Origin of the sequence: Vibrio sp. 2304 (assembly GCF_033339475.1) — a bacterium.
In the GTDB taxonomy this organism is placed as follows: domain Bacteria; phylum Pseudomonadota; class Gammaproteobacteria; order Enterobacterales; family Vibrionaceae; genus Vibrio; species Vibrio alginolyticus.
Map to the genome: position 1 here is coordinate 22287 of NZ_JAWOUQ010000011.1, position 19282 is coordinate 41568.

The window sequence follows — 19282 nt, forward strand, 5'->3', positions numbered from 1 at the left end:
GCCCACAAACCTTTTGTGGGCGTTTTTATTTGCTTTCAGTCTGGTATAAAGAATGAGTTACCGTGCTTTTCAAACAAGGAAGAAAAATGCAGCTGCCTTCGCCACTGATTTCTATCGCTGAATCTGCCGTACAAAACGCCCAAGACGCAGGTTATTTTCCCCTTTGGCCCGATGAGGTTGCGCAGCAATTTCGTTATGTGGCGGGCTTAAGCCAGTTTATAACTGAAGCCATTCATCGCGATGAAGTCTTAGCTCGTGAGTTGCCAAGTATGTTAGCGCAGCCAAGTCGTCAGGAGTCTTACCGCTCACGCCTTGCTGAACTGTTGGAACAATGTCCTGATGAGATGTCTGGTCATCGCGTATTGCGTCAGTTTCGCAACCGAGAAATGGTGTACATTGCGTGGAAGGATTTCACGCATGCATGGTCTCTAGAGACGTCTTTAAGCCACTTATCTGAGTTGGCAGAAGCGATGATTTTTGAAACCTATCAATGGCAATATCAAGTGTGTTGTCAGGAGTGGGGCACGCCAACAAGTGAGGACGGTGAAGTGCAGCCGATGTTAATTATCGGCATGGGGAAACTGGGTGGTGGCGAGCTAAACTTTTCTTCCGATATTGATCTAATTTTCACGTACCCAGAGAATGGTGAAACCCAGGGCGCACGCCGAAGCATTGCCAATGCCCAGTTCTTTACTCGTCTTGGTCAACGCATCATCAAAGCGCTCGACCAACAAACCTTCGATGGTTTTTGCTACCGCGTCGACATGCGACTTCGCCCATTTGGAGAAAGTGGCCCCTTGGTAATGAGCTATGCCGCACTTGAAGATTATTACCAAGAACAGGGGCGAGATTGGGAACGTTACGCGATGATCAAAGCTCGGGTGATGGGATGTGAGATGTACCCGCAGTATCAAGAGCTACGCCAAATGCTGCGCCCTTTTGTTTTTCGTCGTTATATTGATTTCAGTGCGATTCAATCTTTGCGTCGAATGAAGTCGATGATCAGTAGCGAGGTTCGCCGCCGAGGGTTGAATAACAACATTAAGCTAGGTGCGGGTGGCATCCGAGAAATTGAATTTATCGCTCAAGTTTTTCAATTGATTCGAGGTGGTCGAGAACCTTCTTTGCGTAATCGAGGGCTATTGGAAACACTGCAAGGCATTGAAGAACTGGCATTGCTTACTCCACAAGAAGTCAGCGATCTAGAATCTGCATACAAGTACTTGCGTCAATTAGAAAACTTGTTGCAAGCAATGGCGGATAAGCAAACCCAGACGCTGCCTGATTGCGAAACCGAACGCTTAAAGCTCGCCACCGCGATGAAAATAAGCTGTTGGGAGCAATTGATTGAGCAAACCCAGCAGCATATGGCAAATGTTCACCAAGTTTTTGAATCACTAATTGGTGATGATGAAGAAGACGAGGGGACTACTGTTGCTCGTCATTTTCATGAGCTATGGGATATGGCCGACAAACAAGACGTTCTTGAGCATATCTTGCAGCAGGATATTCAGATTGAAGACTTTGCTTCATGCGCGAAAACCATCATCAACTTTAAAACCGATCTGGCCAAAAAAACGTTAGGCCCACGTGGACGCGAAGTGCTCAACCGTTTGATGCCGAAAGTGTTTGATGCGGTCTTTGCCCATCCTGATGCACAGTTTGGTTTATCTCGTGTACTTCACTTGCTACACAACATCTGCACTCGCACGACTTACTTGGAATTATTGGATGAGCATCCAGCGGCTCTGGTGCAGCTCGTACGTTTGTGTACCGCAAGCCCAATGATTTCAGAGCAGCTGTCTCGTTATCCTATCTTGCTTGATGAGTTGATCGACCCTGCGCAGCTGTACAATCCCATTCCATTAGACAGTTACCGTACAGAGCTACGTGATTATTTGGCGCGTATTCCTGAAGATGATATGGAACAGCAAATGGAAGCGTTGCGTCAGTTTAAGCAAATTTGTATTTTGCGTATTGCAGCGGCAGATATTGCTGGCGCATTGCCAGTGATGAAAGTGAGTGACCATTTAACTTATTTAGCGGAAGCTATCGTTGATGCGGTGATCAGTCAGGCTTGGTTGCAAGTGTCTGAAAAGTACGGCGAGCCAACGCATGTGAAAGATCGTGAAGGTAAAGGCTTTGCTGTAATTGGTTATGGTAAAGTCGGAGGGTGGGAGCTCGGCTATAACTCCGATTTGGATATTGTCTTCATGCATGACTGCCCAGTCAATGTCTACACTGACGGCAAGAAAGAGATTGATGGTCGTCAGTTCTACCTTCGTTTAGCACAGCGTATCATTCATATTTTCTCCACTCGCACCGCTTCCGGTATTTTATACGAGGTCGATACCCGATTGCGTCCGTCCGGTGCATCGGGTTTGTTGGTTAGCCCAACGGACGCGTTCGACGACTATCAACATCAAGACGCGTGGACATGGGAGCATCAAGCACTTGTCCGCGCGCGCATGATTTATGGTGATGAACCACTGGCAATTGCATTTCACAATACGCGGCATGATGTGCTGTGCAAAGCACGCGATCAAGCTGAACTGAAAAAAGACGTTGTCGAAATGAGAGAAAAAATGCGCGGTCATCTTGGGGGGAAAAAGCCAGGCCGCTTTATGCTCAAGCAAGATGTAGGTGGGATTACCGATATCGAATTTCTCGCTCAGTACCTAGTGCTCAACTATAGTCACGATAAGCCGAAATTGACGCGTTGGTGTGATAATGTGCGCATCTTTGAAACGCTCATTGCGCAAGATGTTATGGACGAAGACCAAGCAATGCAGTTGATACGTGCTTACACGACAATGCGCAACGAAATACACCGCCGAAATCTACTCAATTTAGACGCTGATGTGGTGGAAGATAAGTTTGTTGCCGAAAGGGAGTGGGTAAAACAGGCTTGGAATCAGTGGTTCAGTTAAGACCATATATTTAGCCTCGATAAGGGCTGTGATAAACTCACTTCGATTTAATTTTTGGAGACCAACAATGAAACCAATTCTACCTGATTACAACAGCGCTGGTGTGCTCATCATCGGTGATGTCATGCTAGATCGTTACTGGTATGGCCCAACCGGGCGCATTTCTCCTGAAGCGCCGGTTCCTGTTGTAAAAGTAGAAAACAATGAAGAGCGTCCTGGTGGTGCTGCGAACGTTGCGATGAACATCGCATCATTAGGTGGCCATGCTCACATTGTTGGTCTAACTGGGGAAGATGAGCCTGCAAAAGTGCTGACGGAGACGCTGAGCTCGCTCAATGTGAAGTGCGATTTCGTTGCGCTGCCTGATTACCCAACGATTACGAAGCTTCGTGTAATGAGCCGTGGACAACAGCTTATTCGTCTCGACTTCGAAGACAAGTTTGAAAACACAGATTCTGCGCCAGTGTTATCTCGAATGGATGCCGCACTGCCAAACGTTAAAGCCGTGATTATGTCTGACTACGCAAAAGGTTCGTTAGAGCATGTTCAGGCATACATTCAAAAAGCGCGCGCAGCAAATATTCCGGTTTTCATTGACCCGAAAGGTGCTGATTTTGAACGCTACCGTGGCGCAACACTTCTTACGCCAAACATGAAAGAGTTCGAAGACGTTGTAGGTAAAGTGAAATCTGACCAAGAGCTAGTAGAGAAAGCACTGGCTTTGGTTGAAGAGTTTGAATTTGAAGCGCTTTTAGTGACACGCAGCGAAAACGGAATGACCTTGATTCGTCGTGGCCAGGAACCGTTCCACCTTCCAACTCAAGCGAAAGAAGTGTACGACGTGACAGGTGCGGGCGACACGGTTATCTCTGTATTGGCAGCGTCTGTTGCCGCAGGCAAATCATTTGAAGAAGCGTGTGCACTAGCAAACGCAGCGGCAGGTGTTGTAGTTGGTAAACTAGGCACGTCAACGCTTTCTGAGATTGAATTAGCAGAAGCGGTACATGGCAGCCAAGACACGGATTACGGTGTGATTTCAGAAAAAGCACTGATCGAAGCGGTGAAAAAAGCACGAGCTCGTGGCGAGAAAGTCGTTATGACAAATGGCTGCTTTGATATTCTGCACGCTGGGCATGTGTCTTACTTAAACCATGCTGCTGAACTGGGCGATCGCCTAATCGTTGCGGTAAATACCGATGAGTCAGTAAAACGCCTTAAAGGCCCTGGTCGTCCGGTAAACCCAACCGATCGCCGCATGGCGGTGTTGGCAGGTTTGGGCGCTGTGGATTGGGTTGTACCATTTAGTGAAGATACGCCGCAGCGTTTGATCTCAGAAGTTCTACCAAGCTTGCTAGTAAAAGGCGGTGACTACAAACCAGAAGAGATTGCTGGTGGTAAAGAAGTCATTGCGGCGGGTGGTGAAGTTCGTGTATTGAACTTTGAAGATGGCTGCTCGACCAGTGAAATCATTAATGCAATCAAAGGCGGTAAGGGCTAAGCCTGCTGTTTGTTAGCATTGAAATGCTATTTGCTCATAAAGGTCGCTAAGTGCGGCCTTTTTGATACTTGATGCTCAGAGACACTTATAGGCTCTGAACTATAAGTAATAAAAAACGCCAGCTGATAACTCAACTGGCGTTTTTTATTTATTAAGGCCTGAAGTATTCAGTTCGCGGTTATTTTGCCGCTTTCAAACCTGCATCAACATCCAAGATGTCTTGTTCGCTTAGCGTACCAACGGCTTGGCGTAGCTGAAGAACACTTAAAATGTAGTCGTAACGAGCGTTCGATAGGTTTTTGTTCGCATCGTATAGACGACGAGTCGCGTCCAGTACATCAACGATAGTACGAGTACCTACATCAAAGCCAGCTTCTGTTGCTTCTAGTGCAGAGCGTGCAGAAATAACCGCTTGCTCATACGCACGTAATGCGCCGATAGAGGCGTTAATGTTGTTGTTTTGTGCGCGAACATCTTTTACTACGCTACGGTACTGTGCTTCAAGATCTTCGCTTGCTGCCACGTACGCGTATTCAGCCTGTTTGGTTTGAGAGGTTACGTTACCACCTGTGTATAGCGGTACTGCAAGGTTCACACCAATATTGAAGTTGTCTGTCGTGTTATCACGAGAGCTATGAGAAGTATCACCGTAGTTGTAACCACCATCTAGAGAGAGCGTTGGTAGGTGGCCAGAGCTTGCTAGTGAAATATTGTCACGCGCAATGTCTTGAAGAATACGTGAAGATAGCAAGGTCAGGTTTTTGGTTTTTGCTTCATCAATGAGCGATTCAGCTGGTACGGTCGATGGGCTAGCAGTGAAGCGGCCAGTGTCCAAAATGTTGAGATCTTTGTGCTCTTGGCCTGTAATTTCACGCAGTGACTCGTAGCTATTAGTGAGCGCGTTTTCTGCCAACACTTCGTCCGCTAGCACTTGGTCGTACTGAGCTTGTGCGTCATGCACGTCAGTGATTGCAGACAAACCTACTTCAAAACGCTGTTTAGTTTGCTCAAGTTGACGGCCAACCGCGGCTTTTTCTGCACGTACGAAAACAAGATTATCTTGTGCGCGTAGAACTTCAAAATACGCTTGTGACACGCGAAGAATCAGTGCCTGTTGCGTCGCTGCGTAAGTTGCGTCTGCTTGGCGAGCACTTTTCTCAGCAGTATCTAGAGAGATCCAAGATGCGCGGTTGTAAAGTGCTTGTGAAAAGCTAACGCCAGCGGTTAGTGCGTTGCCATCGTTTGATACGTCGCTAATTAGATTTGAATCGTATTCAGTATCACCACGAGTTAAATTGTAACCCGCAGTAAGGTTAATTTGTGGTAATAGAGCACTACGGCTTGAGGTGATTGCTTCGAAAGCTTGGTCACGTTGTGCTGCTACACTGAGCAATTGTGGATCATTTTGTTTTGCCAAGTCGTAGATTTCAGCCAAAGAGTCTGCGAACGCAGACGTACTCATGCTACCTAGCGCTGCACTGATAAATAGTGGAAGCAATTTTTTCATTTTCTATTCCCGCGGTCCATAGATTGGTTAATTCTCAGTAGTTTAACTCAATTTGCACGATATTTACTCTAAAGTTTGCACTTTTTTACACGTAATTATCCACTTGTGCAATAAATTTTTAGCAAAGACTTAAATTAATTTGTAACTATTATACAAAAAGTTGAGCCAAGTCCTTTGAGCAAGCGAATAACAATGAGTAAACTACAGGATTCACTCAGAGAGGTGTTGAATGCAACAGCGTGACAAACAACAACAAGATTTTACTTCGCGAGATGTAAAAGTCATCTCGAAAGAAACCTTATTTGAAGGTTTTTTCAAAATGGTGAAATACCGCTTTCAGCATAGGCTATTTGCTGGTGGTTGGAGTGGAGTTGTCGAACGAGAAATGTTCGAGCGTGGTCACGCAGCAGCGATGCTTCCTTATGATCCAAAGACGGACCAGGTCGTAATCATTGAACAGATTCGTATTGGCGCGTTGGAACATGAACACCCTTGGCAGCTAGAAATTGTCGCCGGTATGATTGACCGCGATGAATCTGCTGAAGCCGTAATTCGTCGAGAGGCTGTCGAAGAAGCGGGGATTCAGGTGGGGCGCGTTATACCTGTCACTTCTTATTATCCTTCGGCTGGTGGTTGCTCGGAAAAGCTAGACGTCTTTGTTGGTGAAGTGGATGCGTCTAAAGCGCACGGCATTCATGGTTTAGACTATGAGAATGAAGATATCCGAGTTCATGTCATGAGTCGTGAAACGGCGTATCAATGGGTGAAGGACGGAAAATTTGAAAATGGTGCGTCGATTATTGCGTTGCAATGGCTGCAATTACACCATCAAGAGTTAAAGTCAGAATGGGGACTATCCCAAACGGTGGAGAGTGAGTAATGGCACAATTGGCTGAAAAACAGAGATATCATGTTGATTTAGCTGGTCTTATGAGAACGTATGAGACCAACTACGCTAAATTGAATGCCTTATTGCCTGCTTCTGCTGAAGTTGGGGATGTACGTTGCTACCAAGCGGCGAACATGGTTTACCAATTGACCGTGAATGAAATCACAAAATACACCACAGTTGTTGAGATATGTCAGAGTGATGAAACGCCAGTGTTTCCTTTACCGACGATGTCTGTCAGGCTTTATCATGATGCGAGAGTAGCCGAAGTATGCTCAAGCGGAGAGTTCTCTCGCATAAAAGCTAAGTATGATTATCCCAATGACCAACTGATGCAGAAAGATGAAAAGCATCAATTAAACACATTCCTCGGTGAATGGCTGACGTTTTGTTTACGAAGTGGTATCAGTAGAACACCACTTGCCTTCAATTGATCGTCACTTCACTAAAGGAAAATAACAAATAACGATATAGTGGACGAATCAGGTTTTCATTTTGCAATCATCTAGTGACAGCATCAAACTTTTACAAATTACGGATACTCATCTGTTTGCTGCCGATGAGGGAAGTTTGCTAAGCGTAAAAACAGTCGATAGCTTTAATGCTGTTGTTGCTGATGTTTTACGCCGCAACGTGGCGTTTGATTACATCTTGGCGACAGGCGATATTTCCCAAGACCATAGTGCAGAATCTTATCAGCGCTTTGCCAACGGCATTGAACCGCTAGAGAAAGACTGCTTTTGGCTACCTGGTAATCATGATTACAAGCCTAATATGGGCAGTGTTTTGCCTTCGCCACAAATCAAAGCCGCAGAGCATGTGTTGCTTGGCGAGCATTGGCAGTTAATTCTTTTAGACTCGCAAGTTGTTGGCGTTCCTCATGGGCGCTTGAGTGATCAGCAATTAACGCTACTCGAAGAAAAGCTAGCCGAACACCCAGAAAGACACACACTTGTTTTGTTGCATCATCACCCGTTACTGGTCGGAAGCGCGTGGCTTGATCAACATACTTTAAAAGATGCCGAAGCGTTTTGGCAGGTTGTCGAGCGTTTTGATAACGTGAAAGGCATTCTCTGTGGTCATGTTCATCAAGATATGAATGTGCTTTACAAGGGCATTCGAGTGATGGCAACACCCTCAACTTGTGTTCAGTTTAAGCCTAACTCGGATGATTTTGCCCTTGATACCACTTCGCCTGGTTGGCGGGAGCTGCAACTACACGCTTGTGGCGATATTACGACCCAAGTAGGTCGGCTTCCTGATGGCCAGTTCCAACCAGACTTCTCTTCTAACGGCTACTAACGCGCCCGAGCTCTCTGTTCGGGCTCGCTTTTTTGTGCGAGATATCTATGAGTAAACCTTCACTTCTTCTCTATATCCATGGCTTTAATAGCTCTCCACTCTCCATGAAAGCGAATGTGATGAGAGCCTACTGCGAGCAACATAGGTCTGATATCAAGGTGATTGTTCCCCAGTTACCTTGTTATCCTCAGCAAGCGGCGAAAATGTTGTTGGATATTATCGAGCAATATAAAGATGACTATAAAATTGGTCTAGTGGGCAGCTCATTAGGCGGTTTTATGTCAACGTGGCTAAATGACAAGTATGGGTTTAAAGCGGTAGTGGTTAACCCCGCAGTCAAGCCTTATGAGTTGCTAGTAGATTATTTGGGTAAGCAAACTAACCCATATACGCATGAAACCTATACACTTGAAGCTTGTCATATTGACGAGTTAAAAGCTCTTGATGTACAAAGCATCGCGTCGCCACATTCTTTTTGGTTATTGCAACAAACAGAAGATGAGGTTTTAGACTATCGACAAGCGGTAGATAAGTTTGCAGACGCTAAGCAAACAGTAGAACAAGGCGGTGATCACAGTTTTGTAGGCTTTGAGCGTTATCCTGCACAGATTATCGAATTTCTAGAACTGTAATTCGAAAGCGATTGGAAAAGGCTCATAGTTTTTATTGATATATCCAACCGTTTCTTGACATGGGCGGTATGCTTTCCGACTATGTTTTGCCAAAAGATCTTAAGGGTCGAGGACCCTGGCTACTTTGTTATGCATCATGTTTACAAACTCTTAGTGATGTGAACAGGGTGGCTTTTTCGTTTCCTGAGTATGGGTACGCCCATTGGTGATACTCAGGCAACAAGTAAACTTTGAGAATAATTCCGTATTATGACTGAACAATATAATGCTGGTGCCATTGAAGTACTGAATGGCTTAGAGCCAGTACGTCGCCGACCAGGGATGTATACGGATACAGCGCGCCCAAACCATTTGGGCCAAGAAGTTATCGACAACAGTGTCGATGAAGCGCTAGCCGGACATGCCTCAAAAGTACAAGTCATCCTACATGCTGACCAATCACTCGAAGTGATCGATGATGGTCGAGGCATGCCTGTTGATATCCACCCAGAAGAGAAAGTATCAGGCGTAGAGCTAATTCTATGTAAGCTACATGCGGGTGGTAAGTTCTCTAACAAAAACTACCAATTCTCTGGTGGTTTGCACGGGGTAGGTATATCTGTAGTAAACGCGTTGTCAAAACGCGTTGAAGTAACAGTTCGTCGTGATGGTCAAGTGTATGAAATTGCATTTGAACACGGCGAGAAAGTGTCTGATCTGACCGTAACTGGCACATGTGGTCGTCGCAATCGCGGTACCAGCGTGCATTTCTGGCCTGATGCGAAGTACTTCGATTCGGCTAACTTCTCTGTGACGCGCCTAGTCAACAACCTGCGCGCAAAAGCGGTTTTGTGTCCGGGCTTAGAAATCACATTAACCGACAAAGTTAATGGCAAAGACTATAAGTGGTACTACGAAGACGGTCTTAAAGACTATCTTGCGGAAGGTGTAAAAGGCTATCCAGTTATTCCTGAAGAACCATTTACTGGTGAGTTCTTGGCGGATACTGAAGCGGCAAACTGGGCGGTAATTTGGCAGCCAGAAGGCGGTGAGATGATCACCGAAAGCTACGTTAACCTGATCCCAACCGCTCAAGGTGGTACGCACGTTAATGGTTTACGCCAAGGCTTGTTGGAAGCGATGCGCGAATTCTGTGAGTTCCGTAATCTATTACCTCGTGGTGTGAAGCTAACGGGTGATGACGTTTTCGACCGCTGTTCTTACGTGCTGTCGGTTAAAATTCAAGATCCACAATTTGCAGGCCAGACCAAGGAACGTCTCTCTTCTCGTCAAACCGCGGCATTTGTCTCTGGCGTTGTAAAAGATGCGTTCAGTCTTTGGTTGAACGAAAAGCCTCAGCTCGCAGAGCAATTGGCAGAAGTCTGTATCGCTAACGCGCACCGTCGTATGCGAGCGGCGAAAAAAGTCGTACGTAAGAAAGTGGCGTCCGGCCCGGCTCTGCCAGGCAAGTTGACCGACTGTTCAGCACAGGACTTAAGTCGCACTGAAATCTTCTTTGTGGAGGGTGACTCTGCGGGTGGCTCGGCAAAACAGGCACGTGACCGTGAATTCCAAGCTGTGATGCCACTGCGTGGTAAGATCTTGAACACGTGGGAAGTCTCTGCCGATCAAGTTCTTGCGTCTCAAGAAGTACACGATATCTCTGTTGCTTTGGGTATTGACCCAGATAGCGACAACCTCGAGAGTCTTCGTTACGGTAAGATCTGTATCCTTGCCGATGCGGACTCGGATGGTCTTCACATCGCAACGCTGCTTTGTGCTCTATTTACTCGTCACTTCCGCGCACTAGTGGAAGCGGGTCATATCTATGTGGCAATGCCGCCTCTGTATCGAATCGACTGCGGGAAAGAAGTGTTCTACGCCCTCGATGACGATGAAAAAGATGGCATTTTAGAGCGCTTGTCGAAGAAGAAAGCCAAAATCAACGTGCAACGATTCAAAGGTCTGGGTGAGATGAACCCACTTCAGTTGCGTGAAACCACCATGGATCCGAACACGCGTCGCTTAGTGCAGTTAACCATTGACGACTCTACGGCGACCATGGAAATGATGGACATGCTGCTAGGTAAAAAGCGTGCAGATGACCGTCGTTCTTGGCTACAAAACAACGGCGACTTGGCAGAGGTGTAACGGATGTCTACAGAAATTACCTACGATGGCGTCGAACAATTGCCAATGCGCAAGTTCACTGAAGACGCTTATTTGAACTACTCGATGTACGTAATCATGGACCGCGCCTTGCCATACATTGGTGATGGCTTAAAGCCGGTTCAACGACGCATCATTTATGCGATGTCAGAGCTTGGTCTCTCTGCATCAGCAAAATACAAAAAATCTGCACGTACCGTTGGTGACGTGCTAGGTAAATATCATCCGCACGGTGATTCAGCGTGTTACGAAGCGATGGTATTGATGGCTCAGCCATTCTCTTACCGCTATCCATTAGTGGATGGTCAAGGTAACTGGGGTGCGCCAGATGATCCGAAATCATTTGCGGCAATGCGTTATACCGAAGCAAAACTGTCTAAGTTTGCTGAAGTATTGCTTGGCGAACTTGGCCAGGGCACGGTTGAATGGCAACCTAACTTTGATGGCACAATGAAAGAGCCACAAATGTTGCCAGCACGTCTGCCTCACATCCTGCTTAACGGTGTAACCGGCATTGCCGTTGGTATGGCAACAGACATCCCACCGCACAACGTTCGTGAAATCGCAGATGCGACTATTCATTTGATCGACAACCCGAAAGCAGAACTGCCGGACGTGATGCAGTATGTCAAAGGTCCGGATTACCCAACAGAAGCAGAAATTATCTCGCCGCAAGCGGATATCGAGAAGATTTACCGCAACGGTCGTGGTAGCATCAAAATGCGCGCGGTTTGGCATAAAGAAGGTTCTGATATTGTTATCACTTCTTTGCCTCACCAAGTATCGGGTGCCAAACTGCTTGAGCAAATCGCTAACCAGATGCGTGCGAAGAAGCTGCCAATGGTTGACGATCTTCGTGACGAATCGGATCACGAGAACCCAACGCGTATTGTTGTCGTGCCTAAGTCAAACCGCGTCGATTGTGACTTGTTGATGAACCATTTGTTCGCATCAACGGATCTTGAGCGCAGTTACCGCGTTAACTTGAACATGATTGGTTTGGATAACCGTCCTCAAGTTAAAGGTCTGGTGCAAATTCTGTCTGAGTGGATCGAGTTCCGTCGTACGACTGTGCGTCGTCGTCTACAACATCGCCTAGACAAAGTAATGGCTCGTCTACACATCTTGGAAGGTTTGTTGGTTGCTTACCTCAACCTAGATGAAGTGATTGAGATCATCCGTACTGAAGACGATCCAAAAGCGGTGCTGATGGAACGCTTTGGTATTACCGATATCCAAGCGGATGCAATTTTAGATACCAAACTTCGTCATCTAGCAAAACTAGAAGAGATGAAGATCCGTGGTGAGCAAGACGAGCTAGAGAAAGAGCGTGAGAAGCTAGAACAGCTACTCGGTTCTGAGCGTCGTCTGAACACACTACTGAAAAAAGAAATCAAAGCAGACGCAGAGAAATACGGTGATGATCGTCGCTCTCCAATGGTTGAGCGTGCAGAAGCAAAAGCGCTGACTGAACGTGACCTCGTACCAAGTGAGCCAATCACGGTTGTGCTTTCTGAGAAAGGTTGGATTCGTCACGCGAAAGGCCATGACGTGGATGCCGAAGGCTTAAACTATAAGTCGGGTGATAAGTATTTAGCGCATGCTCGAGGTAAGAGTAATCAGCCTGCGGTATTCCTAGGTAGTGACGGTCGAAGTTACTCTCTGGAATCGCACTCACTGCCTTCTGCTCGTAGTCAAGGTGAGCCGATTACCGGTCGCTTGAATATTACGGCTGGTAGCAGTATTCGCCAAGTCATCATGAGTGAAGAAGATCAGCTGTGGCTGGTGGGCTCAGATGCAGGTTACGGCTTTGTATGTAAAGGCGCGGACTTGCTGTCTAAAAACCGCAGTGGTAAAGCGCTCGTCACTTTACCTGCCAACTCTGAGATCATGACGCCAAAAGAGATTGAAGATTTAGACTCTGATGAAATCTTAGCAATCACTAACCAAGGTCGCATGCTGCTGTTCCCAATCAAAGACTTGCCACAACTGGCGAAAGGTAAAGGGAATAAGATCATCAACATTCCTGCTGCTAAAGCAAAAGAGCGAGAAGAAGTACTATCTCACTTAATGTCTTTACCAAAAGGTGCATCGTTAACGCTGTACGCGGGTAAGCGAAAGTTGGGTCTTAAACCGTCTGACCTTGATAACTTCCGTGGCGAACGTGGTCGCCGAGGTGGGTTATTACCGAGAGGTTTGCAGCGAGTCACTCGTATTGAAGTTGAGCTAGATGATTCCGATACGACGGAAACACCGAGCGATAGCGAGTAACGCACAAATAAAAATCCCAGCCAATGGCTGGGATTTTTTATGCTTCTTGCTTGTCTTCGGCAATGGTGACTTTCAAGGTCATCTCTTTTCCTTTGCGAATGATACCGACGTCCACGGTGGTGCCAGGACGTAAATCGGTGACGATATCCATAACGCTCTGACGCCCTTGTACTTTATTGCCATCAATACTGATAATGATGTCCTGCTTTTGGAAGCCTGCCGCATTGGCTGGACCATTTGGATCAATACCAAGTACGACAATACCACCTATGTGTTCATTTCCAAGCAGGCGAGCAGTGACCGCATTAATGTCTTGGCCGTCGATTCCAATATAACCACGAATCACGCGGCCATCAGCGATGATTTTCTGCATGATCTTACTCGCTAGCGGCGCAGGGATCGCAAAAGAAATACCGTAAGTTTCTAAGTCTGTCGCTTGCTGAAAAGAGGCGGTGTTAATGCCGACGAGCTCGCCTTGTGTGTTCACTAGGGCTCCACCAGAGTTACCTTCATTGATGGCGGCATCGGTTTGAATGAATGCTTGACGACCATCGCTAATCGATGAACGACCTGTGGCAGAAATAATGCCGAACGTTGTGGTTTGTCCAAGGTTGTATGGGTTACCGATGGCTAGTACTACATCGCCCACTTGTGGTTTGTAGTTAGAGTTCAGAGGGATTACGGGCAAATTCGAACCTTCGACACGCAGCACGGCTATATCAGTACGCTTATCTGTCCCTACGAGCTGAGCCGCTGCGGCTCTGCCGTCTTGTAATGCCACAACAATTTGATCAGCTTGAGCAACCACATGATAGTTAGTAATGATGTAGCCTTTCTCACTAACAATCACACCTGACCCCAGGCCTTGAGTCGAGAGTTTACTGCGGTCATTCTCAACATACTTACGACTGTAGATGTTTACCACTGCAGGTGCTGCTCTTCGGACTGCTTGATTAAACGTCAACTCGACTGATGCGATATTAACAGGTTGAGGATCAAGCGCGGCAGGAATTACGTTGTTGCGCAAAGATGGAACCGCCAGTAATACCACTGCGGCAGTAGCCAAGCCTAAAAAGACAGAACGTAATAAAAAGCTGAGCATATCCTCTCCATGCGTGAGCGCCAAAATGGCATCGAAGATGAAGAATAGCATTACATTGAAAAATAACAAAAGGGCAGCGCGTCATCGCGTTGCCCTTTTCATTAGTTATTGAGCGATAAGGAAAAGTGTTCGAGCCTTATCACTCAGTACTATGCATCGAAAACCTTATTTTCTATCACTTTGAAAGTGGTTAACGAATGACAAGATAAATAGTACGTTCACCACGTTGAATATTAAGAGCCAGTACACCTTTGTGTTTCTCTACGATTGTACGAAGCTCGGCAAGGTTTTTCACTCGTTGACGGTTCACACCGATAATAATGTCACCTTGTTGTAATTGATATTGAGCAGCCGGAGAGTTATCTGCAACGCTCGATACTTTAACACCTTGGATTACATCACTTGGTGTTGTATTGCTTAACTCCGCACCTTTGAGTCCCTCATGTAATGTCTCCGCTTTAGCTTTCATATTCGTAGATTCGCCAAGCGTTACATCAAAGGTTTTATTCTTACCATCTCGAACCACACCTAATGTGATTTCTTTACCTGCGCCCAGTGTTGCCACTTTTGCGCGGAGCTCTGAGAAAGTATTAATCGCTTTGCCGTTCACCGATACAATTACGTCACCGGCTTTTAACCCTGCTTTATCGGCTGCGCTGTCCGGTACGACTTGACCAATAAAGGCCCCTTTACTTGACTCGTAACCCAATGCATCAGCTAGCTCAGAGGTTACTTCGCCACCTTGCACACCCAACATGCCGCGTTTGACTTCACCAAACTCTAGAATTTGATCAGTGAGGTTTTTCATCATGTTTGATGGAATCGCAAAGCCAATACCCACATTACCGCCGTTAGGGCCTAAAATCGCAGTATTAATACCGATCAGCTCACCATTAAGGTTGACCAATGCACCACCAGAGTTACCGCTGTTAATTGCGGCATCGGTTTGGATGAAGTTTTCGAAGTTTTCAACGTTTAAGCCACTACGACCAAGGGCTGAAACAATACCCGAAGTCACAGTTTGACCGAGTCCAAATGGGTTACCAATCGCAACCGTAAAGTCACCGACACGCAGTTTGTCGGAATCCGCGACTTTAATCTGCGTTAAGTTTTTCGCTTTCTCTAATTTAAGTAACGCAACATCGGCCATTTCATCACCGCCAACGAGCGTAGCGTCATACTCGCGCCCGTCAAAGAGGCGAACTCGAATCTCATCTGCGCCCTTGATCACATGGTAGTTAGTGACAATATGGCCTTTCTTCGCATCAATAATGACACCAGAACCTAAACCTCTGAACGGGCGCTCTCGCCTTTGTTCCATAGGAAAGTCTGGGCCAAAGAAAAATTGAAATTGCTCGGGAATGCGACTGGTTTGTACCTGTTTACCTTCTACAGCAATACTCACAACAGCTGGGGTCACCTTCTCAAGCATTGGTGCCAAGCTAGGTAACTGTTGGCCATCCACATTCAAAGGTAATGCGGCAGTGGCTTGAACTGGGGCAATAATCGAACCCAAACTCAGAGATAGAACGGTGAGCGCAAGCAGTGGTTTTTTCATCCAATAACTCCTCTTGAAACATGTCTGCCAAAAAGAAATATCCGAACGTTTCGTTCACTTTGTTAATAACTAATATAGGGTCTAGTTCGGACAATCAAAAGGGGAGGCAGTGCACATCCAAGTTAGAGCGAAGGTGAGGTGAAAAAGTTCAAAAAAGGGCCGATACAAATGTATCGGCCCTAGATAGAAGTAAGAGAGGATTATGATGCTTTTGCGGTTACCGCTTCGGGAGCATTAATGATTTCTTTCTCTTGATCCCTCAAAAGACCGGTGGCGCCATTTGCGTAGTCTTTTGGTTGTTCGTTAAACTCTGGTTGATCTTCTGCAATGGTTTCAGACGACATTGCCGTTTTCTTATCAAACGGGTTGTCTTGTTCTGGTAAGTTTGGCAAAAGCTCAGAAGAGGTCTTGGCCATATGTTGGTATAGCTTGGTGTAATCTTTACCTAGGGTGTCCAACATTTCTGCGGTTTGTGCAAAGTGATCGACGAGCTCTTGACGTTGTTGCTCTAATTCAAACTTGGCCGCTTCAAGTTCTTTCTGCACAGACTTTTGTTTCTTGTATTCAGGGGTGGTTAGTCTACTAATGACTACGCCTACGATTGTACCGACCAGCAAACCCACAATGGCATAAATCCAAGGCATAACTGCTCCTTATAGTTGTTTTAACAAGTCTTTTACTACTTAGTTACACGCGGTGCTCGTCCATGTTACTATGGCTTGAACAGCCGATAAAGAAAAATAGCAGTATGTCTTCGGGGACTGATAACTACTTCTCTCTATTCTCAAAGTTGACCCCGAGGTAACCCTTTTCTCTATACCTCTATACGACTTAATACGATGACACCACTACAACAATATCAAAAAGACATAGCAGAACACGGGTTTCAGCGTGATGAAGCTCAGTATCAAGCGGTCGTTGCATTAGACAAGCTTTACCATGCTATCGTTGAATTTCAGTCAGCGCCTGTTCCTCAGCTTTCCAAATGGCAAAAGCTAATGGGGAAAAAAATCGACAAGCCTGAACCACCAAAAGGTCTTTACTTTTGGGGTGGGGTAGGTCGCGGTAAAACCTACCTTATGGATGCATTTTTTGATGCTTTACCGACCCAAAGAAAAATGCGCGTCCACTTCCATCGATTTATGTATCGAGTACATGATGAGTTGAAGCTGTTAGGTGATGTCGAAAATCCTCTATCAAAAGTGGCGGATAAATTTAAAGAAGAAGCAGATGTGGTTTGCTTTGATGAATTTTTTGTTTCCGACATTACTGATGCGATGATCCTTGCAACGTTACTTCAAGAAATGTTCAAGCGACAGATGATCCTAGTCGCGACTTCAAACATCGAGCCGCAGAACTTATATCGTAACGGTTTGCAAAGAGCGCGCTTTTTGCCCGCGATCGATATGATTTTGGCACGTTGTGAAGTGTTGAATGTCGATAGTGGCGTTGATTATCGCTTAAGAACGTTAGAACAGGCTGAAATATACCATTACCCGCTTGATGAGCAGGCTAGCATAAACCTTAACAAATATTATCAGCAGCTGACTGGAGAGCGTCAGTTTGTTGCTCATCAAATCGAAGTTAACCACCGTCAACTAGCGGTGATTGAAGCAAGCGACGGGGTGCTGCATGCGTCGTTTGCTCAGTTGTGTCAAACTGCTCGCAGTCAAAATGACTACATTGAATTGTCTCGTATTTACCACACGGTATTACTGGCAGATGTTCAACAAATGAACCGAAAAATCGATGATGCGGCGAGACGCTTTATTGCGCTGGTCGATGAGTTTTACGAGCGCAATGTTAAGTTGATTATTTCTGCTGAAGTGCCAATGGCCGACTTATATACTGATGGGCAGTTAGAGTTCGAATTTAAGCGCTGTTTGTCTCGGCTTACTGAGATGCAAAGTCATGAGTATCTCGCGCGTGAACATTTGGCCTAGATCCAATGGGTTCTTAAAAAAGTGAAGAAAAAATTAGTGATTTGGCGCAAAAAAAGGTGATTTTTTCTTCGCTCTTCTCTATAATCCTGCGACCCACCGTTACTGCAGACCTGATTATCGAAGTTATTTCGAAATTGAAGGTCGAGAGTACCAACGACTCGAAGGGGTGATGACTGGGCTCTTAGACAGTGTGGGAGCACTATTGGGTGTTCCTTTAAAGTTTAAAATTTAATTAACGGGTTATTGTTAGCATGAAAACTTTCGTTGCTAAACCAGAAACTGTAAAACGCGACTGGTACGTTGTAGACGCTGAAGGTAAAACTCTTGGCCGTCTAGCAAGTGAAATTGCATCTCGCCTACGTGGCAAACATAAAGCTGAATACACTCCTCACGTTGACACTGGTGATTACATCATCGTTATCAACGCTGAGAAAGTTGCTGTAACTGGTAACAAAGCTAAGAACAAAGTGTACTACCGTCACTCTGAATTCCCAGGTGGTCTAAAATCTATCACTTTTGAAAAGTTGATCGATCGTAAACCTGAGATGGCTCTTGAGCTTGCAGTTAAAGGCATGCTTCCACGTGGTCCTCTAGGCCGTGCTATGTACCGTAAGCTAAAAGTTTACGCGGGCGCTGAGCACAACCATGTTGCTCAACAACCACAAGTACTAGACATCTAATTGGGGATTTCGAAAATGGCAGAGAATCAATACTACGGCACTGGCCGTCGCAAAAGCTCAGCTGCACGTGTTTTCATTAAACCAGGCAGCGGTAACATTGTAGTAAACAAGCGTAACCTTGACGAATACTTCGGTCGTCCAACAGCACGTATGGTTGTACAACAACCTCTAGAGCTAGTTGAACTAACTGAAAAGCTAGACCTTTACGTAACAGTTAAAGGCGGCGGTATTTCTGGTCAAGCTGGTGCTATCCGTCACGGTATCACTCGCGCGCTTATGGAATACGATGAGTCTCTACGTCCTGCTCTACGCGCAGCTGGCTACGTTACTCGTGACGCTCGTTGCGTTGAACGTAAGAAAGTTGGTCTACGTAAAGCACGTCGTCGTCCACAGTTCTCTAAGCGTTAATTTCCTCTTATCGGGAATTATGCTTTTCAGAGTTACTCTGGAAACTGTGTACCAAAAGCTCGGCTCTATGCCGGGCTTTTTTGTATTTAAAGACATCATACTTGTCTTCAAGCAACGAACAGTCTTCATTTATCATCACATTCCGAGTAGGCCTTCTTATTCGTCCTCTTCGTCGAAAGGTTGCCAGTGCCGTTTTATATGTGTGCCTTATTTAATCGCGACTCACCACGCTTTCTCTTGCGATGCAGCATAGATGTATTCATCAGCAAGAATGTCTTTGTATCTTATTCTCCCTGTAACATGTTTTAAAATGACTTACGCTCCTTTTTGAGCATTCTGCGTGCTACAAAATTGAAAATATAAACACAGCAAGCTGAACGCGTAATACGAAATATTTCTCTGTGTAATTAACTG

The 19282-nt window shown here is 45.9% G+C and carries 15 protein-coding genes; 11 read left to right on the forward strand and 4 right to left on the reverse strand.

What is annotated here, in order from left to right; translation table 11 throughout:
• Nucleotides 1-86: 86 nt before the first annotated feature.
• Nucleotides 87-2930, forward strand: a complete 2844-nt coding sequence (gene glnE, locus R7P64_RS18660) for a bifunctional [glutamate--ammonia ligase]-adenylyl-L-tyrosine phosphorylase/[glutamate--ammonia-ligase] adenylyltransferase (protein WP_267922876.1) — start codon at nt 87-89, stop codon at nt 2928-2930.
• A gap of 67 nt (nt 2931-2997) precedes the next feature.
• Nucleotides 2998-4428, forward strand: a complete 1431-nt coding sequence (gene hldE, locus R7P64_RS18665) for a bifunctional D-glycero-beta-D-manno-heptose-7-phosphate kinase/D-glycero-beta-D-manno-heptose 1-phosphate adenylyltransferase HldE (protein ID WP_017633601.1) — start codon at nt 2998-3000, stop codon at nt 4426-4428.
• Between the two features lie 178 nt (nt 4429-4606).
• On the opposite strand, the gene tolC is transcribed toward hldE, so the two are convergent.
• The gene (gene tolC, locus R7P64_RS18670; protein WP_005379884.1) at nt 4607-5935 is read right to left on the reverse strand and encodes an outer membrane channel protein TolC; all 1329 of its coding nucleotides are present in this window, start codon (nt 5933-5935) and stop codon (nt 4607-4609) included.
• A 229-nt stretch (nt 5936-6164) separates the two neighbouring features.
• Between tolC and nudF the strand changes: the two genes are divergently transcribed.
• The 6 genes from nudF (at nt 6165) to parC (ending at nt 13177) form a co-directional block, all read left to right on the forward strand.
• Complete coding sequence (gene nudF, locus R7P64_RS18675) at nt 6165-6815, forward strand: ADP-ribose diphosphatase (RefSeq protein ID WP_005379881.1); 651 nt, start codon at nt 6165-6167, stop codon at nt 6813-6815.
• A complete protein-coding gene (locus R7P64_RS18680; protein ID WP_005379879.1) occupies nt 6815-7258 on the forward strand; it encodes a DUF1249 family protein in 444 nt (147 codons plus the stop codon). Before nudF ends, R7P64_RS18680 begins: the two co-directional genes overlap by 1 nt.
• Before the next feature lie 61 nt (nt 7259-7319).
• Nucleotides 7320-8126, forward strand: coding sequence for a 3',5'-cyclic-AMP phosphodiesterase (gene cpdA, locus R7P64_RS18685; RefSeq protein ID WP_005379877.1), 807 nt, complete (start codon nt 7320-7322; stop codon nt 8124-8126).
• A gap of 47 nt (nt 8127-8173) precedes the next feature.
• Nucleotides 8174-8758: an esterase YqiA gene (gene yqiA / locus R7P64_RS18690; protein WP_258652993.1), complete on the forward strand. Its 585-nt coding sequence runs from the start codon at nt 8174-8176 to the stop codon at nt 8756-8758.
• Nucleotides 8759-9007: 249 nt separating this feature from the next.
• Complete coding sequence (gene parE / locus R7P64_RS18695; RefSeq protein ID WP_005387417.1) at nt 9008-10888, forward strand: DNA topoisomerase IV subunit B; 1881 nt, start codon at nt 9008-9010, stop codon at nt 10886-10888.
• 3 nt (nt 10889-10891) lie between these two features.
• Nucleotides 10892-13177 (forward strand): DNA topoisomerase IV subunit A, encoded by a 2286-nt coding sequence (gene parC, locus R7P64_RS18700; RefSeq protein WP_017633605.1) that lies wholly within the window; start codon nt 10892-10894, stop codon nt 13175-13177.
• A gap of 37 nt (nt 13178-13214) precedes the next feature.
• Here the strand turns inward: parC and degS are convergent, their stop codons facing one another.
• The 3 genes from degS to zapG all read right to left on the reverse strand — a co-directional run bounded on the left by degS (nt 13215) and on the right by zapG (nt 16481).
• Nucleotides 13215-14279, reverse strand: coding sequence for an outer membrane-stress sensor serine endopeptidase DegS (gene degS, locus R7P64_RS18705; RefSeq protein WP_017633606.1), 1065 nt, complete (start codon nt 14277-14279; stop codon nt 13215-13217).
• A 190-nt stretch (nt 14280-14469) separates the two neighbouring features.
• Nucleotides 14470-15837: a Do family serine endopeptidase gene (locus tag R7P64_RS18710; RefSeq protein WP_025768400.1), complete on the reverse strand. Its 1368-nt coding sequence runs from the start codon at nt 15835-15837 to the stop codon at nt 14470-14472.
• 200 nt (nt 15838-16037) lie between these two features.
• A complete protein-coding gene (gene zapG, locus R7P64_RS18715) occupies nt 16038-16481 on the reverse strand; it encodes a Z-ring associated protein ZapG (protein WP_213987294.1) in 444 nt (147 codons plus the stop codon).
• Nucleotides 16482-16676: 195 nt separating this feature from the next.
• On the opposite strand from zapG, the gene zapE reads away from it, so the two are divergent.
• The 3 genes from zapE (at nt 16677) to rpsI (ending at nt 18868) form a co-directional block, all read left to right on the forward strand.
• Nucleotides 16677-17780 carry a cell division protein ZapE gene (zapE, locus tag R7P64_RS18720; RefSeq protein ID WP_005387411.1) on the forward strand — a complete coding sequence of 368 codons (1104 nt, stop codon included), beginning with the start codon at nt 16677-16679 and terminating at the stop codon, nt 17778-17780.
• Between the two features lie 251 nt (nt 17781-18031).
• Nucleotides 18032-18460, forward strand: a complete 429-nt coding sequence (rplM, locus tag R7P64_RS18725; RefSeq protein WP_005372872.1) for a 50S ribosomal protein L13 — start codon at nt 18032-18034, stop codon at nt 18458-18460.
• A gap of 15 nt (nt 18461-18475) precedes the next feature.
• Nucleotides 18476-18868 (forward strand): 30S ribosomal protein S9, encoded by a 393-nt coding sequence (gene rpsI, locus R7P64_RS18730; protein WP_005372876.1) that lies wholly within the window; start codon nt 18476-18478, stop codon nt 18866-18868.
• The last annotated feature ends 414 nt before the right edge of the window (nt 18869-19282 follow it).

Coding starts and splice junctions, on each gene's coding strand:
- degS (WP_017633606.1), bottom strand. CDS start 14,279: ATGCTCAGCTTTTTATTACGTTCTGTCTTTTTAGGCTTGGCTACTGCC.
- R7P64_RS18680 (WP_005379879.1), top strand. CDS start 6,815: ATGGCACAATTGGCTGAAAAACAGAGATATCATGTTGATTTAGCTGGT.
- parC (WP_017633605.1), top strand. CDS start 10,892: ATGTCTACAGAAATTACCTACGATGGCGTCGAACAATTGCCAATGCGC.
- zapG (WP_213987294.1), bottom strand. CDS start 16,481: ATGCCTTGGATTTATGCCATTGTGGGTTTGCTGGTCGGTACAATCGTA.
- zapE (WP_005387411.1), top strand. CDS start 16,677: ATGACACCACTACAACAATATCAAAAAGACATAGCAGAACACGGGTTT.
- rpsI (WP_005372876.1), top strand. CDS start 18,476: ATGGCAGAGAATCAATACTACGGCACTGGCCGTCGCAAAAGCTCAGCT.
- nudF (WP_005379881.1), top strand. CDS start 6,165: ATGCAACAGCGTGACAAACAACAACAAGATTTTACTTCGCGAGATGTA.
- yqiA (WP_258652993.1), top strand. CDS start 8,174: ATGAGTAAACCTTCACTTCTTCTCTATATCCATGGCTTTAATAGCTCT.
- hldE (WP_017633601.1), top strand. CDS start 2,998: ATGAAACCAATTCTACCTGATTACAACAGCGCTGGTGTGCTCATCATC.
- tolC (WP_005379884.1), bottom strand. CDS start 5,935: ATGAAAAAATTGCTTCCACTATTTATCAGTGCAGCGCTAGGTAGCATG.
- rplM (WP_005372872.1), top strand. CDS start 18,032: ATGAAAACTTTCGTTGCTAAACCAGAAACTGTAAAACGCGACTGGTAC.
- glnE (WP_267922876.1), top strand. CDS start 87: ATGCAGCTGCCTTCGCCACTGATTTCTATCGCTGAATCTGCCGTACAA.
- R7P64_RS18710 (WP_025768400.1), bottom strand. CDS start 15,837: ATGAAAAAACCACTGCTTGCGCTCACCGTTCTATCTCTGAGTTTGGGT.
- parE (WP_005387417.1), top strand. CDS start 9,008: ATGACTGAACAATATAATGCTGGTGCCATTGAAGTACTGAATGGCTTA.